Genomic DNA, 16,511 nt, shown 5'->3' with positions numbered 1-16,511 from the left:
GTGATGGGTGCTTGAGGGGGCGGGGGTTGTACAGGGCTGCTTCAGCGCTGAGCCCTTGTGATCGATCGCGGCTGAAGCCGCTCCTACAGGGGGGTGACGTAGCCCGGATGCAATCCGGGGCCGCGTTCAGGAGGCGGTCAGGCGGGTGGTCGCTGCGATGTCGCTCGACTCCAGTGGGGTCTGCGCATGGATCGACGCCTGGCGGTGCTTGAGCATGCCTCCGCTGCGCTCGTTCAGTGCGGCGGTCATCTCGGCCAGGATCGAGGTGGCCACGCTTTCCGGTGTGTCGCCACCGATATCCAGGCCGATGGGGTAGTGCAGGCGGTCCAGCGCGGGCAGTTGTGCGGCGTACTGGCGAATTTCCCCCAGCAGGCGCTCGGTGCGCTCGCGTGGGCCCAGTTGGCCGACGTAAAGGGGCGAGCCCTGCAGCACGCTGCCCAGCCAGTGACGATCCTGGCTGTAGCTGTGGCTCATGATCGCCACCAGCGCACCGTCGGTCAGCCGGGTCAGGCCGTAGGGTGCTTTCACGTCCACCTGGCGCACGACGTCGGCATCGGGGAAACGCTCGGCGCGGGCGAAATGCGCGCGCCCGTCGATCACGCTGACATGCCAGTCCAGCAACTTAGCCATGTGGCTCAGCGGCTGCGCATCATGCCCGGCGCCGAAGATCACCAGGCGGCGTTGCGGCGGCAGGTACTCGCAGAACACTTCGATCTCGCCGCGCGCACCCTGATAGGTTCGCAGCGAGGAGCGGCCCAGGGCCAGGGTCTCGGCCAGGTCGGCGCGGAGCGCATCGTCGAGGCCGGGCTCGGGCAGGCGTTCGCTGCTGGCCTGCGAGGGGTGCAGGGCGAGGCGATCGCCGACACGCACGCGGGCGTGACGATAGCTGGAGATCACTGTGGCCAGCGCGCCGGGCTGGCCGCTTTCGCGCACCTGGCGCAGCAGGTCGAGCACGCCCAGGGGCTTCTCCGCGCTGTGCCGTTCGAGCAGCACGTGCACGGTGCCATTGCAGCCCAGGCCGAAGGTCAGCGCGGCGTCCTGGTCATCATCGTCATCCTGGGTCGCGGTGCTGTAGCGGCGGATCACCGCCTCGCCGCTGTCGGTCAGCCACCAGGCCTTCTTCGCCACTTCGGATTCCAGGCAGCCGCCGCTGATGGTGCCCACGGTACCGCCGTAGAGCGGGATCAGCATGCGCGCGCCGGGGCGTCGGTAGGCCGAGCCTTCCACCTTGACCACAGTGGCGAGCACGGCCTGGCCGTTGTCGCGTTCGACGCTGCCGATGGCGTCGAGCAGGGCACTGATTCCCGACAACATAGGTTTCTCCCAGACAAGAACGGGGCAGCGACAGGCGGCGACCCTCAGACTGCCAATGTTCCGTATGCCAGTTAAGGAGAGTTAGGCCGATCCTGCGAGATTCTTGCCCGATCCTGCGTGGCTGCCTTCGAAACGCTCGGCCAGCCTGACGATATGCGCGCGCTCGGTGCGGATGAAGTCGACGAAGGCCTGGGCCACGGGGGACAGGCGTCGCCCGCGGATGTTCACCACGCACCAGCTGCGCTGCAGCGGCAGCTCGGCCACCGGCAGTTCGCGCAGCAAGCCGTGCTGCAGCTCCAGGCGCACGGCGTGGCGTGGCAGCAGGGCGATACCGAGGCCGGCCAGCACCGCTTCACGCTGCGATTCCAGCGAGCCGATCTCCAGGGTGTTGGGGAAGTGCGCGCGCTTCTGGTGGCAGTACTCCTCGCAGGCGCGCCGGGTGCCCGAGCCGCTCTCGCGGATCAGCAGGGGGTAGGGGGTCAGGTCCTGCAATTGCAGGTTGTCCGCCTGGCACAGCGGATGGTCCGGCGCCGCCACGGCGATGATCGGGTTGTTGAGGAAGGGCATGAAGTCCAGCGCCATGTCCTGCGGCACCTGGCTCATGATCATCAGGTCGTCGCGGCTCTGGGTCAGGCGGCGTACCACCAGGCTGTGGTTGACCACGGTCAGGGTCAGGCTGACTTCCGGGTAACTGCGGCGAAAGTCGGCGAAAAGGTGCGGAATGAAATACTTGGCGCTGGATTCCACGCACAGGTTCAGTTGTCCCTGCAGCGAGCCCTGCAGGTCCGACAGCTGCATGTCCAGGCTTTCCAGGCGACCGAAGATGTCGCTGCTGGCGCGGCGCAGGGCTTCGGCGGCCTCGGTCAGGTAGAGCTTCTTGCCGAGGTACTCGAACAGCGGCTGGCCGACCAGCTCTTCCAACTGGCGGATCTGCAGGCTGACGGCGGGCTGGGTCAGGGCCATTTCGTCGGCGGCGCGGCTGTAGGAGCCGTGCTCGCACACGGCACGGAAGACCTGGAGCTGGCGCAGGGTCATGCGCAGCAGGGTTTTACGCACGGTCGTTTCCTCGTTCGCAAAGATGAATAAGTAATTACTTATGCCTGATCAAATAATTATTCATTTTGGTTAATCCGTATAGCCGGATAGGGTTTGTCCAACTTTGCAACCAACTGTTGCAGCGGCCCTTGCAGCTCTGCGCTGAGGATTCGAACCGTGATCAAGAAGATCCTGATCGCCAACCGTGGTGAAATCGCCGTCCGCATCGTGCGGGCCTGTGCCGAGATGGGCATTCGCTCGGTGGCCATCTATTCGGATGCGGACCGTCACGCGCTGCACGTCAAGCGTGCCGACGAGGCGCACAGCATCGGCGAGGATCCGCTGGCCGGCTACCTGAACCCGCGCAAGCTGGTGAACCTGGCGGTGGAGACCGGTTGCGACGCCCTGCATCCGGGCTACGGATTCCTGTCCGAGAATGCCGAACTGGCGGAGATTTGCGCCGAACGTGGAATCAAGTTCATAGGCCCGAGCGCTGAAGTCATCCGCCGCATGGGCGACAAGACCGAAGCGCGCCGCAGCATGATCGCCGCCGGCGTACCCTGCACCCCCGGCACCGAAGGCAATGTCGCCGACCTGGCCGAGGCCCTGCGTGAGGCCGAGCGCATCGGCTACCCGGTGATGCTCAAGGCCACCTCCGGTGGTGGTGGGCGCGGCATTCGTCGCTGCAACAGCCGTGAGGACCTGGAACAGGCCTACCCACGGGTGATCTCCGAGGCGACCAAGGCCTTCGGCAGCGCAGAGGTGTTCCTGGAAAAGTGCATCGTCAATCCGAAGCACATCGAAGCGCAGATCCTCGCCGACAGCTTTGGCAACACCGTGCATCTGTACGAGCGCGACTGCTCGATCCAGCGCCGCAACCAGAAGCTCATCGAGATCGCCCCCAGCCCGCAGCTCACCCCTGAGCAGCGCGCCTACATCGGCGACCTCGCCGTGCGCGCCGCCCAGGCCGTGGGCTACGAGAACGCCGGCACCGTGGAGTTCCTGCTCGCCGAGGGCGAGGTGTACTTCATGGAGATGAACACCCGGGTGCAGGTGGAGCACACCATCACCGAGGAAATCACCGGCATCGACATCGTCCGCGAGCAGATCCGCATCGCTTCGGGCCTGGCCCTGTCGATCAAGCAGGAAGACATCATCCACCGCGGTTATGCCCTGCAGTTCCGCATCAACGCCGAGGACCCGAAGAACAACTTCCTGCCCTCGTTCGGCAAGATCACCCGCTACTATGCCCCCGGCGGTCCCGGCGTGCGTACCGACACGGCGATCTACACCGGCTACACCATTCCGCCCTATTACGACTCGATGTGCCTGAAGCTGATCGTCTGGGCGCTGACCTGGGAAGAGGCGATGGACCGTGGCCTGCGCGCGCTGGACGACATGCGCGTGCAAGGCGTGCGCACCACCGCGCCCTATTACCAGGAAATCCTGCGTAACCCGGAATTTCGCAGCGGCCAGTTCAACACCAGCTTCGTCGAAAGCCATCCGGAACTGACCCAGTACTCGATCAAGCGCAATCCGTCGCACCTGGCCATCGCCATCGCCACCGCCATCGCTGCCCACGCGGGCCTGTAGGGGACATCATGAGCAAGAAGATCACCGTTACCGATACCGTCCTGCGCGATGCCCACCAGTCGCTGCTGGCCACGCGGATGCGCACCGAAGACATGCTGCCGATCTGCGACAAGCTCGACCGCGTGGGCTACTGGTCGCTGGAAGTCTGGGGCGGCGCCACGTTCGACTCGTGCGTGCGCTTCCTCAAGGAAGACCCGTGGGAGCGTCTGCGTCAGCTCAAGGCCGCGCTGCCCAATACCCGCCTGCAGATGCTCCTGCGCGGGCAGAACCTGCTCGGCTACCGGCATTACAGCGATGACGTGGTCAAGGCCTTCGTCGCCAAGGCGGCGGTCAACGGCATCGACGTGTTCCGCATCTTCGACGCGATGAACGACGTGCGTAACCTGCGCGTCGCCATCGAGGCGGTCAAGGCCGCCGGCAAGCATGCCCAGGGCACCATTGCCTACACCACCAGCCCGGTGCACACCACCGACGCCTTCGTCGCCCAGGCCAAGGCCATGCAGGCGATGGGCATCGACTCCATCGCCATCAAGGACATGGCCGGCCTGCTCACGCCGTACGCCACCTTCGAGCTGGTCAAGGCGCTGAAGAGCGAAGTCGACCTGCCGGTGTTCATCCACAGTCACGACACGGCCGGCCTCGGCGCGATGTGCCAGCTCAAGGCCATCGAAGCCGGCGCCGACCATATCGACACCGCCATCTCCAGCCTGGCCTGGGGCACCAGCCATCCGGGTACCGAGTCGATGGTCGCCGCGCTCAAGGGCAGCGAGTTCGACACCGGCCTGGACCTGGAGCTGATCCAGGAGATCGGCATGTACTTCCATGCCGTGCGCAAGAAGTACCACCAGTTCGAGAGCGAGTTCACCGGCGTGGACACCCGCGTGCAGGTCAACCAGGTGCCGGGCGGGATGATTTCCAACCTGGCCAACCAGCTCAAGGAGCAGGGCGCGCTGAACCGCATGAACGAAGTGCTGGACGAGATTCCGCGCGTGCGTGCCGACCTCGGCTTCCCGCCGCTGGTCACGCCCACTTCGCAGATCGTCGGTACCCAGGCGTTCTTCAACGTGCTGGCCGGCGAGCGCTACAAGACCATCACCAACGAGGTGAAGCTGTATCTGCAGGGTCGCTACGGCAAGGCCCCGGGCAAGGTCGACGAGCAGCTGCGCAAGCAGGCCATCGGCAGCGAGGAAGTGATCGACGTGCGTCCGGCCGACCTGCTCAAGCCCGAGCTGGCGCGCCTGCGTGAAGAGATCGGCAGCCTGGCCAAGTCCGAAGAGGACGTGCTGACCTTCGCCATGTTCCCCGACATCGGGCGCAAGTTCCTCGAAGAGCGCGAGGCCGGCACCCTCAAGCCCGAAGAACTGCTGCCCATGCCCAGTGGCCAGGGCGCGGCGCCGGTCGGCGGCGAAGGCGTGCCGACCGAGTTCGTGGTCGACGTGCACGGCGAGAGCTACCGCGTGGACATCACCGGGGTCGGCGTCAAGGGCGACGGCAAGCGTCACTTCTACCTGTCCATCGACGGCATGCCGGAAGAAGTGGTGTTCGAGCCGCTCAACGAATTCGTCGCCGGCAGTGGCGGCAAGCGCAAGCAGGCCGGCGCCCCGGGCGACGTGTCCACCACCATGCCGGGCAACATCGTCGATGTGCTGGTCAAGGAAGGTGACACGGTCAAGGCCGGTCAGGCGGTGCTGATCACCGAAGCGATGAAGATGGAAACCGAAGTGCAGGCGCCGATTGCCGGCAAGGTCAAGGCCGTTCACGTGGCCAAGGGCGACCGCGTCAATCCGGGCGAAGTGCTGGTGGAAATCGAAGGTTAACCTCAGGAGCCCGGCCTGTTGGATGGGCAAGTTTGACGGGGCGTAACCCGGGCTCCTTTTTTATTCACGGGCGCTTCGCATGAGGCGCCAAGGGTTCGAGACCCGGGAGCCGCAAGGCTCCTTTTTTTACCACGGTTCTCTGGCCGTGCCCCGGGTGTGCAAGCACAGCGCGGGCGATCAGCACCGCTTGCGCGGGGCGCGGCCTTTTCCCTTCGACCGGCCGGAGCAGTTCGCTCCGGCCGGTCTTTTTCATTCCTGCGGGAAGCGCGAGCGCGGGGTGGCCATCGGCACCTTGTCGCCGTCGAGCGGCAGGAAAGTGCCCAGCTCGGCGTCATAGGCCTTGATCTGGCTGGTTTCGATGTCATACACCCAGCCGTGGATGAACAGCTGGCCGCGCGCCAGCTTGGCCGCTACCGATGGGTGGGTGCACAGGTGGTTGAGCTGCGCCACCACGTTTTCCTCGGTGAGCACCGCCAGGGTTTCCTTGTCGTCGCTGCAGTTGCAGTTCTCCGCCACCACGCTGCGTGCCACCTCGGCATGGCGCAGCCAGGCCTTGACGGTGGGCATGGTTTCCAGCGACGCCGGGTTGAGTACCGCCTTCATCGCGCCGCAGTCGGAGTGGCCGCAGACGACGATGTGCTGCACGCCCAGGGCCATCACCGCGTATTCGATGGCGGTGGAGACGCCGCCCATCATCTGCCCGTAGGCCGGCACCACGTTACCGACGTTGCGGTTGACGAACAGGTCGCCGGGCGAGCTCTGGGTGATCAGTTCCGGCACCACGCGCGAGTCGGCGCAGGTGATGAACATGGCGCGCGGGTTCTGGGCGGTGGCGAGCTTCTTGAACAGTTCTTCCTGCTGTGGGAAGACTTCGTTGCGAAAGCGCTTGAAGCCATCGACGATGCTGTGCAGCGCCTGCTCGGCGGTTTCGTTGCCCTCATGGGTCTGAAGCGGAATCACCTGGTGTTTGTAAGGCATGCCCTGAACCTCTTTGTTATCTGAAAATGCGCTGCTAGAACGACAGCCGCTGCGCTGTGCGAGTCACACCGCAAGTTTCTCCTGCGCCAGGCGGCGCGACAACCGGTAGGTTTTTGCAATTCGTGGCGAACGCCTGCGGCCGGGCGAGCCGCAGCTCGTCAGCCGCGGTGGTGGCTGCGGAAGAAGTCGATCAGTCCCTGGGTGGACGCATCCTCGGCGCCGCTGAGGTCGCTGCCGACCATGCGCGAGTAGACGCCCTTGCCCAGTTCCTTGCCCAGCTCCACGCCCCACTGATCGAAGGCGTTGATGCCCCAGATCACGCTCTGCACGAACACCTTGTGCTCGTAGAGGGCGATCAGCGCGCCCAGGCGGCCGGGGCTGACCCGCTCCAGCACCAGGGTGTTGCTCGGGCGGTTGCCGGGGACCACCTTGTGCGGCGCCAGGCGCTGCACCTCGGCTTCGCTCAGGCCCTGGGCGCGCAGTTCGGCCTCGGCCTCGGCGTGGCTCTTGCCGAGCATCAGCGCCTGGCTCTGCGACAGGCAGTTGGCGAACAGCCATTGATGGTGATCGGCGACCGGGTTGTAGCTGCTCACCGGGACGATGAAGTCCGCCGGGATCAGCAGCGTGCCCTGGTGCAGCAGCTGGTGATAGGCGTGCTGGCCGTTGCAGCCGACGCCGCCCCAGATCACCGGGCCGCTGGCGATCTGCAGCGCGCTGCCGTCCTGGCGCACGCGCTTGCCGTTGGACTCCATGTCCAGTTGTTGCAGGTGCTTGGTGATGTTGCGCAGGTAATGGTCGTACGGCAGGATCGCGTGGCTCTGCGCGCCCCAGAAATTGCCGTACCAGACGCCGAGCATGGCCAGCAGCAGCGGCATGTTGCGTTCGAACGGCGCCTGCTGGAAGTGCCGGTCCATGCGGTAGGCGCCGGTGAGCAGCTCCTTGAAGTTGGAGATGCCGATGGACATGGCGATGGGCAGGCCGATGGCCGACCACAGCGAATAGCGCCCACCGACCCAGTCCCACATGGGCAGGATGTTTTCCTCGCGGATGCCGAAGGCGCAGGCCGCCTCGACGTTGCTCGACACCGCCATGAAGTGCCGGTGCAGCTCCTCTTCGCTGCCACCCTGGGCCAGGTACCAGCCACGTGCGGCCTGGGCGTTCTTCAGGGTTTCCAGGGTGCCGAAGGTCTTCGACGAGACGATGAACAGCGTGGTTTCCGCACACAGCTTGGCGGCCAGCTCCTGGAACGAGCTGCCGTCGATATTGGCCAGGTAGTGGCAGCGCACGCCGCGCTGGGCGAACGGCAGCAGCGCCTCGGACACCAGCTGCGGGCCGAGGAACGAGCCGCCGATGCCGATGTTCACCACGTCGGTGATCGGCTTGTCGCTGTAGCCGCGCCACAGACCATGGTGCACCCGGCCGACCAGTTCGCTCATGCGTTGCAGGGCGCGGTGCACCTGCGGCATCACGTCCACGCCGTCGACCAGCACGCGCTCGCCCAGCGGCCGGCGCAGCGCCGTGTGCAACGCCGGGCGCCGCTCCGAGGCGTTGACCTGCGCGCCATCGAACAGCGCCGCGATGGCCTCGGCCAGGCCGGCCTCGCGGGCCAGTTCGACCAGCAGGCTGCGGGTGCGCACGTCGATCAGGTTCTTCGAGTAGTCGAGGAACAGGCCGCAGTCATCCAGCGAGAAGCGCGCGAAGCGTTGCGGGTCGTCGGTGAAGGCCTGGCGCAGGCTGAAACCCTCCAGTGCCTGGCGCTGCTCGCGCAGTGCCTGCCAGCTGGGCAGTTGGGTGACGTCCTGCGAGGACGGGGTGTAGGGCATCGGGCAATCCTCTCTCAGCGCGCGGCCAGGTGATGGCGGTCCAGCTCGTGCAGGTAGGGCAGGTCGGGGCCGACCCGCGAGCAGGTCAGCGCGGCCGCCTCGATGGCCAGGCGCAGCATGTCGTCGATCGTTGCGCGGTCGAGCGTCTTCAGCGCCTCGGGGCTGTCCAGGCCATGCCGTGCCAGGTAGCTGAGCAGCGCCGCCTGGAAGGTATCGCCCGCACCGACGGTGTCGCGCGTATGCACCGGCAGCGCCGGTGCCGACCAGTGCCCGTGACGGCAGTGCACGCTGGCGCCGGCACTGCCATGGGTGAGAAACACCAGCTGGCAGCGTTCGTTGAGCCAGCCGGCCGCGACCTGCTGTGGCTCGCGCTCGGGGTACAGCAGCTGCAGGTCCTCTTCGCTGACCTTGATCAGGTGCGCATGGCTGGCGAAGGCTTCGACCCGTTCGCGCCATAGCGCGACATCCGGCGCCGGGCCGAGGCGCACGTTGGGGTCGAGGCTGATCAGGCGTCGCTGATGTTCGCGCTGCACCAGCGCCAGCAGCGTGCTGGCCACCGGCTCCACCACCAGGGAGAAGGAGCCGACATGCAGGCCGCGCACCTGGGCATCCAGGGTCGGCAGGTGTTCGCTCAGCAGCAGGCGGTCGGCGCAGCCCTCGCCACGGAAGGAATACTGCGGTGAGCCGGCGGCATCCACGCCGACCATCGCCAGGGTGGTCGGCGCATCGCTGGCGATCAGGTAGGCATCGCTCACGCCCTCGTCGTGCAGGACCTGGCGCAGGCGCTGGCCGAGGCTGTCGGAGGATATCCCGGTGAACAGCGCCGAGTCGGCCCCCATGCGGCGCATGCCCAGCGCCACGTTGAACGGCGAGCCACCGGCGATGGCCTTGAAGGCCAGCTCGTTGCTGCGGGCGCCGTCGCTCTGGATGAACACGTCGAACAGTGCTTCGCCACAGACCAGGTACATATGTCTCTCCGTATCGGTTCTCGGGCAACTCCGTAAACGGCCCTGGCGCTGGCTCGCGGCGTTGCTCTGCGCCAGTGCCGGGTGTTCCGCAGCCGCCCTCGGGGCGTTCTCACGCCGGGTTGTGTTCGGCGAGCCGGCTGACCTGCTCGCGATAGTGTCGGTAGACCTCTTCGTACTGCGCCGTGCGCGCCGGGTCCGGCTGCGTCTGCGTGCTGGCGTCGAGCTGCACGCAACGTTCGCACAGTGCGGCCAGCTGCGCCTGGCGGTCGGCACCCGTGGTCAGGCACCAGGCCGCCTGGATCGCCGCACCCAGGGCGGCGGCCTCGGTCTGTCGCGGGCAGACCAGCGGCGTGCCCATGATGTCGGCGATCACCTGGCGCCACACCGGGCTCTTCGCCGCACCACCGATCAGGCGGATGGTCTGGCTCTGCAGGCCGCTGGCGCGCAGCAGGTCGAGACCGTAGCGCAAACCGAAGCTGGTGCCCTCGACCACCGCCCGGCAGAGGTTGGCGCGGGTCAGGTTGTCGCTGTCCATGCCCAGCAGGCTGGCGCGCGCGTTGGGCAGCGCCGGTACCCGTTCGCCGTTGAAGAACGGCAGCATCAGCAGACCCTCGGCCCCGATGGGCGCCTGCTCGACCAGCGCGCCGAAGGCCTGGATGTCCAGTTCCAGCAACTGCTGGATCAGCCCGGTGGCGCTGGTCAGGTTCATGGTGCAGATCAATGGCAGCCAGCCGCCGGACGACGAGCAGAAAGTCGCCACCTGGGCATGCGGGCTGATCATCGGCTGCTCGCTGTAGGCGTACAGCGTGCCGGAGGTGCCCAGGCTCATGGTGATCGCGCCGGGACGGATGTTGCCGGTGCCGATGGCCCCCATCATGTTGTCGCCGCCGCCGCTGGCCACCACGGCCTGCGGGTTCAGGCCCAGGCGCTCGGCGATCTGCGGGCGGATCGGCCCCACCGGCTGGTCCGGCTCCAGCAGTTGCGGCAGGGCGCGCTGCAGGCGTCCGCTGGGGTCGATGAAATCCAGCAGCGCGCCGTCCCATTGGCGTGTGCGCACGTCGAAATAGCCGCTGCCGGAGGCGTCGCCGTATTCGCTGCAGGCACGCCCGGTGAGCCAGTGGTTGAGGTAGTCGTGCGGCAGCAGGATATGCGCGATGCGGGCGAACAGTTCGGGGTGCTGCTCGCGCGTCCAGAGCAGCTTGGACACCGTGTAACCGGGCGCGATGGCCACGCCCAGGCGCTGCAGCGAACCGGCTGCGCCGCCGAGGTGCTCGAGCAGGCGCTGGTTCTCCGGGGTCGATTCGGTGTCGCACCAGAGCTTGGCCGGACGCAGCACCGCGCCCTGCTCGTCGAGCAGGACCAGGCCATGCTGCTGGCCGGAGACGCCGATGCCGAGAATCTGCTCGCCGCGAATGCCGGCGGCCGCCAGCGCCTGCCGCGTGGCCTGCTCGAAGGCCTCCAGCCATTGCCCCGGCTGCTGCTCGCGGCGACCGTTGGCCGCGCTCTGCAGGCTATGGCTGGCGCTGCCGGCGCCGAGCACCTGGCCGCTGTCGGCGTCGAGCACCAGGGCCTTGGTGCCCTGGGTGCCGCAGTCGATACCGAGGTACATGCTCAGAGCTCCCGCATGCGCTCGATCAGCAGCGCTTCCAGGGCGAGCTGATCGGCATGGAACTGGCGAATGCCCTCGGCGAGCTTCTCCGTGGCCATGGGGTCTTCGTTCATCTGCCAGCGAAACTGCTGCTCGTCGAGGCAGGCTGGGGCGAGCACCCGCTGGCCGTCGTCCTGCAGCGCTGGCCGCAGTTCGCCGCTGGCCTGTTCCAGTTCGGCGAGCAGGGCAGGGCTGATGGTCAGGCGGTCGCAGCCGGCCAGGGCGAGCACTTCGCCGATGTTGCGAAAGCTCGCGGCCATCACCACCGTGGCGTAGTCGTGCTGCTTGAAGAAGCGATAGACCTGGCGCACCGACAGCACGCCGGGGTCGTTCTCGGCCTCGAAGCGGACGTCCGGAGTCTGCTGCCTGTGCCAGTCGAGAATACGCCCGACGAAAGGCGACACCAGGTAGATGCCGGCCTCGGCGCAGGCGCGGGCCTGGGCCAGGTTGAAGATCAGCGTGAGGTTGCAGCGAATGCCCTCGCGCTCCAGCTGGCGCGCCGCCTGGATGCCTTCCCAGGTGGCGGCGATCTTCACCAGGACACGGTCGCCGGGGATGCCCAGCTGCAGGTAGCGCTGATGCAGCGCGCGCGCCCGCGCCACGGTGGCGGCGCTATCGAAGGACAGCGCCGCCGGCACTTCGGTGGACACCTTGCCCCGGATGGTCGCGAGAATCTCCACGCCCATGCTGACCACCAGGCGGTCGCACGCCTCGGCGATGATCGCGCTGGGCGCTGCGCCGCTGCGGATGGCCTGGCGCAGTGCGTCGTCGACCTGACGCTGGTACTGCCCCGCCTGCAGCGCCTTGAGGATGATCGACGGGTTGGTGGTGGCGTCCTCGGGCTGGAAGCGGTTGATGGCGACCAGGTTGCCGGTGTCGGCGACCACCACGCTGTGCTGCTTGAGTTGGCTGAGCAGGCTGGGCATGTGCGTCTCCGGGGCCTAGGCGTGCAGCAGGTTGTGCAGGGTCTGGCTGACGCCCCGCTCGCGCAGGCTGGTCAGGCAGCGCTCGAAGGCGGCGACGAATTCCAGCGAACGCCCTGGCGCGCTGCCGAAGATCGTCTCCTCGCCGAGCACCCGCGCGGTGAGCTGGGCATCGTCGGCGACCAGCGCCTGGCAATGCTCGGCCCTCGGGTCGGGAATCCGGTAGCGGGCGCCGCTTTCGTCCTCGCCCTTGAGGTACAGCGCCCAGGCGGCGACCACCAGGGCCACCCGGTCCAGTGGCTTGCCGTCGGCGATCAGGCGCTGCAGGGTCGGCACGATGAACTTGGGAAACTTCGACGAGCCGTCGGAGCAGACGCGCTCCAGCTGGTCGGCGATGGCCTGGTTGGAGAAGCGGTCGATCAGCGTGTCCTTGTAGGTGGTCAGGTCGATGCCCGGCACCGGGGCCAACTGCGGCGTGACGTCGAGGTCCATGAAGCTGCGCACGTACTGGCGCATCAGCGGGTCGTTCATGGTCTCGTGGACGAAGCGATAGCCCTTGAGAAAGCCCAGGTAGGTCAGGGCCAGGTGGCTGCCGTTGAGCAGCTTGATCTTCATCTCTTCGTAGGGCGTGACGTCGTCGGTGAACTGCACGCCGACCTCTTCCCAGGCGGGCCGGCCGCTGACGAACTTGTCTTCCAGCACCCATTGCACGAAGGGCTCGCAGACCACCGGCCAGGCGTCCTCGACGCCGTGCTGCGCGGCCAGCTGCTGGCGGTGCGCGGCGCTGGTCATGGGGGTGATGCGGTCGACCATGGCATTGGGAAACGACACGTGCTGGTCGATCCAGCTGGCCAGTTCCTGGTCGGCCAGCTGAGCGAAGGCGAGCAGCGCCTTGCGCGTGACGGCGCCGTTGTGCGGCAGGTTATCGCAGGACATCAGGGTAAAGGCCGGAATGCCGGCGGCCCGGCGCCTGGCCAGGGCCGCGCAGAGGAAGCCGAACACACTCCTGGGGGCGTCGGGGTGGCGCAGGTCGTGCTGGATCGCCGGCAACTCGGCGAGGAACTCCCCGCTGCTGTCGTCGATGCAGTAGCCGCCTTCGGTGATGGTCAGCGAGACGATGCGGATCGCCGGGTCGGCGAGCTTGTCGATCAGCGCCTGCGGCGATTCCTCGGCCAGCAGCATGTCGTTGATGGCGCCGATCACCCGTACCGGCAGGTTCGGTTCGTCACCCAGTTCGACCAGGGTGTAGAGATAGTCCTGGCCGGCCAGGGCGTCGCGCATGGCGCGGTCCTCACTGCGCACGCCGACCCCGCAGATGCCCCAGTCGAGCGCCAGGCCCTGGTTCATCAGGGCATCGGTGTAGACCGCCTGGTGAGCACGGTGAAAGCCGCCAACGCCGATATGGGCGATGCCGGTGCGGATCATGTCCGGGGTGTAGGCTGGCAGCGCGACAGCGCCGCCAAGCCGGGAGAGCTGCTGGCGATTGAGTTTCATCTGGAAAGTCCCGTGATGGCGCGCTGTCAGGCGGCCTGCTGCAAGGGTTTGGCGACGGCCTGGCCGTCGGCGTCGAAGAGGTGGCAGTGCGCCGGGTCGAAATCCAGCGCCAGGGTGTCGCCATAGCGCGGCGCGAAGTCGCCCCGTACCCGCACCGTGAGCATTTCGCCCGAGCTGCAGCGCACGTGGCAGAAGGTGTCGCTGCCCAGGCGTTCGCTGACGTCGGCGGTCACCTGCAGGCGGCCCGCGCCGGCGGCGGCGACGTTGAGGTGCTCGGGGCGCACGCCCAGGGTCACGCTGCTGCCGACGGCGAGCCCGGCGGCGGACAGCGGCAGGCTCAGCTGGCCGCCGCATTCCAGTTGCACGGTGCAGCTGTCGGCCTCGACCTGCTGCAGCGTGCCGCGCAGGAAACCCATCTTCGGCGTGCCGAGAAAACCGGCGACGAACAGGTTGGCCGGGTGGTGGTACAGCTCCAGCGGCGAGCCGACCTGCTCGATGCGGCCGCCATTGAGCACCACCACCTTGTCGGCCAGGGTCATGGCTTCGACCTGGTCGTGGGTCACGTAGATCATGGTCGCCTGCAGGTCCTTGTGCAGTCGCGCCAGCTCCAGGCGGGTCTGCACGCGCAGGGCGGCGTCGAGGTTGGACAGCGGCTCGTCGAACAGGAAGATCTTCGGGTTGCGCACGATGGCGCGCCCGATGGCCACACGCTGGCGCTGGCCACCGGACAGCTGCCTGGGCTTGCGTTCGAGCAGGGCCTCCAGTTGCAGGATGCGTGCGGCGTTGGCGACCTTCGCCTCGACTTCCTGCTTGCCCACCCGCGCCAGGTCGAGGGCGAACGACAGGTTCTTGCGCACGGTCATGTGCGGGTACAGCGCGTAGGTCTGGAACACCATGGCCAGGTCGCGGCGCGCCGGGGCGACATCGGTGATGTCCTTGCCATCGAGCTCGATGTGGCCGCTGCTGACTTCCTCGAGCCCGGCGATCAGGCGCAGCAGGGTGGACTTGCCGCAGCCGGAGGGGCCGACGAACACCACGAACTCGCGGTCGCGGATGTCCAGGTCGATGCCCTTGATGATCGCGGTGCCATCGAAGCCTTTCTTCAGGTTGCGGATCTTCAGATCAGCCATGTCAGTTCTCCCGTTATTTCACCGCGCCGAAGGACAGGCCGCGTACCAGTTGTTTTTGGCTGATCCAGCCGAAGATCAGGATGGGCGCGCAGGCCAGGGTCGAGACGGCGGAGAGCTTGGCCCAGAACAGGCCCTCGGGGCTGGAGTAGGAGGCCACCAGCGCGGTCAGCGGGGCGGCGGCGGAGCTGGTCAGGTTGAGCGACCAGAATGCCTCGTTCCAGCACAGGATCAGCGACAGCAGCATGGTCGAGGCCAGGCCGCCGCGAGCGATCGGCAGCAGCACGCGGACGATCTCCTGCCAGGTGGTGGCGCCGTCCAGGCGCGCGGCTTCGAGGATGTCCACGGGGATGTCCTTGAAGTAGGTGTAAACCATCCACACCAGGATCGGCAGGTTGATCAGGGTGTAGATGATGATCAGCGCCAGGCGCGAATCGAGCAGGCCGAACTGCTTGGCCAGCAGGTAGATCGGCACCAGCACGCCGACCGGCGGCAGCATCTTGGTCGACAGCATCCACAGCAGCGTGCCGCGGGTGCGCCTGGTCTCGAAGAACGCCATGGAATAGGCCGCCGGCACGGCCAGGAGCATGCACAGCAGCGTGGCGGAGACGGAGATCAGCACCGAGTTCCAGGCGAAGGCGAAGTAGTCGCTGCGCTCGTTGATGTGCAGGTAGTTCTCCAGCGTCGGCATGAAGATGAACTGCGGTGGCGTGGCGAAGGCGTCGATCTCGGTCTTCAGGCTGGTCAGCACCATCCACAAGATCGGGAAGAAGATCACCGCGGCGATCGCCCAGGACAGGGTGCCGATCAGCACGCTCTGCAGGCGACGGGATTGCTTGAGGGTCAGCATGTCCGGGGCCTCACTGCTTGTCGGTCAGGTTCTTGCCGATCATGCGGATCAGCACGATGGCGGCGATATTGGCGATGACCACCGCGATCAGCCCGCCCGCCGAGGCCATGCCGACGTCGAACTGCAGCAGGGCCTGGTTGTAGATCAGGTAGGCGAGGTTGGTCGACTCGTAGCCGGGACCACCGCTGGTGGTGGTGTAGATCTCGGCGAACACCGAGAGCAGGAAGATGGTCTCGATCATCACCACCACGGCAATCGGCCGCGCCAGGTGCGGCAGGGTCAGGTGCCAGAAGATGGCGAGCGGGCCGGCGCCGTCGAGGCGCGCGGCCTCCTTCTGCTCCTGGTCCAGCGACTGCATGGCGGTCATCAGGATCAGGATGGCGAACGGCAGCCACTGCCAGGACACGATCAGGATGATCGAGAACAGCGGATAGTGCGCCAGCCAGTCCACCGGCTGGGCGCCGAAGAACTGCCAGACGGCGGCGAGAATCCCCGACACCGGATGGAAGATCAGGTTCTTCCACAGCAGCGCGCTGACCGTGGGCATGATGAAGAACGGCGAGATCAGCAGCACCCGTGCGATGCCGCGACCGAAGAATTCGCTGGCCTCCAGCAGGGCGGAGATGAGCACGCCGAGCACCACGCTGATCAGCAACACGCTGCCCACCAGCAGCAGGGTATTGCCGGCACCGGAGAGGAAGGCGGCGTCGGTGACGAAGTACTCGAAGTTCTCCAGGCCGACGAAATCGTTCTCGCCGGGGTACAGCAGGTTGTAGCGGATCAGCGAGAAATAGACGGTCATGCCCAGCGGCACGATCATCCAGATCAGCAGCAGGAGCACCGAAGGGCTGACCAGGAACCAGCCGGGTGCCAGGCGCCGCGGCTTGCGCCCACCCGGCGTGCTGAGCTGGGCAGCAGGTGTGTCGATGGCCGGAGAATTC

Annotated in this window: 13 protein-coding genes; 2 read left to right on the top strand and 11 right to left on the bottom strand. The window is 66.9% G+C overall.

What is annotated here, in order from left to right; translation table 11 throughout:
• Window positions 1-126: 126 nt before the first annotated feature.
• Together EPK82_RS24470 and EPK82_RS24465 are read right to left on the bottom strand one after the other, a co-directional pair.
• Window positions 127-1,314 (bottom strand): XdhC family protein, encoded by a 1,188-nt coding sequence (locus EPK82_RS24470; RefSeq protein WP_134678329.1) that lies wholly within the window; start codon window positions 1,312-1,314, stop codon window positions 127-129.
• A gap of 81 nt (window positions 1,315-1,395) precedes the next feature.
• A complete protein-coding gene (locus tag EPK82_RS24465) occupies window positions 1,396-2,370 on the bottom strand; it encodes a LysR family transcriptional regulator (protein WP_134678328.1) in 975 nt (324 codons plus the stop codon).
• Between the two features lie 156 nt (window positions 2,371-2,526).
• Here EPK82_RS24465 and EPK82_RS24460 point away from each other — a divergent pair, with 156 nt between their 5' ends.
• Both EPK82_RS24460 and oadA read left to right on the top strand, forming a co-directional pair.
• Window positions 2,527-3,942: an acetyl-CoA carboxylase biotin carboxylase subunit gene (locus tag EPK82_RS24460; RefSeq protein WP_037054528.1), complete on the top strand. Its 1,416-nt coding sequence runs from the start codon at window positions 2,527-2,529 to the stop codon at window positions 3,940-3,942.
• Between the two features lie 8 nt (window positions 3,943-3,950).
• The gene (gene oadA / locus EPK82_RS24455; RefSeq protein WP_037054531.1) at window positions 3,951-5,759 is read left to right on the top strand and encodes a sodium-extruding oxaloacetate decarboxylase subunit alpha; all 1,809 of its coding nucleotides are present in this window, start codon (window positions 3,951-3,953) and stop codon (window positions 5,757-5,759) included.
• Window positions 5,760-6,008: 249 nt separating this feature from the next.
• Here the strand turns inward: oadA and EPK82_RS24450 are convergent, their stop codons facing one another.
• The 9 genes from EPK82_RS24450 to EPK82_RS24410 form a co-directional block, all read right to left on the bottom strand.
• A complete protein-coding gene (locus EPK82_RS24450) occupies window positions 6,009-6,737 on the bottom strand; it encodes a carbonic anhydrase (RefSeq protein WP_051800626.1) in 729 nt (242 codons plus the stop codon).
• 158 nt (window positions 6,738-6,895) lie between these two features.
• On the bottom strand, window positions 6,896-8,560 hold the full coding sequence (pgi, locus tag EPK82_RS24445; RefSeq protein WP_134678327.1) for a glucose-6-phosphate isomerase: 1,665 nt from the start codon (window positions 8,558-8,560) through the stop codon (window positions 6,896-6,898).
• 14 nt (window positions 8,561-8,574) lie between these two features.
• Window positions 8,575-9,528, bottom strand: a complete 954-nt coding sequence (locus EPK82_RS24440) for a carbohydrate kinase family protein (protein ID WP_134678326.1) — start codon at window positions 9,526-9,528, stop codon at window positions 8,575-8,577.
• A gap of 109 nt (window positions 9,529-9,637) precedes the next feature.
• A complete protein-coding gene (xylB, locus tag EPK82_RS24435) occupies window positions 9,638-11,137 on the bottom strand; it encodes a xylulokinase (RefSeq protein ID WP_134678325.1) in 1,500 nt (499 codons plus the stop codon).
• Between the two features lie 2 nt (window positions 11,138-11,139).
• Window positions 11,140-12,102, bottom strand: coding sequence for a transaldolase (gene tal, locus EPK82_RS24430; RefSeq protein WP_134678324.1), 963 nt, complete (start codon window positions 12,100-12,102; stop codon window positions 11,140-11,142).
• A 15-nt stretch (window positions 12,103-12,117) separates the two neighbouring features.
• Entirely contained in the window at window positions 12,118-13,593 is a 1,476-nt protein-coding gene (locus EPK82_RS24425) for a mannitol dehydrogenase family protein (protein WP_134678323.1), read from the bottom strand.
• 26 nt (window positions 13,594-13,619) lie between these two features.
• A complete protein-coding gene (locus EPK82_RS24420) occupies window positions 13,620-14,723 on the bottom strand; it encodes an ABC transporter ATP-binding protein (RefSeq protein ID WP_037054545.1) in 1,104 nt (367 codons plus the stop codon).
• 13 nt (window positions 14,724-14,736) lie between these two features.
• Complete coding sequence (locus tag EPK82_RS24415; RefSeq protein ID WP_037054547.1) at window positions 14,737-15,570, bottom strand: carbohydrate ABC transporter permease; 834 nt, start codon at window positions 15,568-15,570, stop codon at window positions 14,737-14,739.
• Between the two features lie 10 nt (window positions 15,571-15,580).
• Complete coding sequence (locus EPK82_RS24410; RefSeq protein WP_244230105.1) at window positions 15,581-16,498, bottom strand: carbohydrate ABC transporter permease; 918 nt, start codon at window positions 16,496-16,498, stop codon at window positions 15,581-15,583.
• Window positions 16,499-16,511: the final 13 nt, after the last annotated feature.

It is taken from the genome of Ectopseudomonas khazarica, assembly GCF_004521985.1.
Classification (GTDB): domain Bacteria; phylum Pseudomonadota; class Gammaproteobacteria; order Pseudomonadales; family Pseudomonadaceae; genus Aquipseudomonas; species Aquipseudomonas khazarica.
The sequence above is the reverse complement of the archived record's forward strand: the minus strand, read 5'-3'. Positions and strand labels throughout refer to the sequence as shown.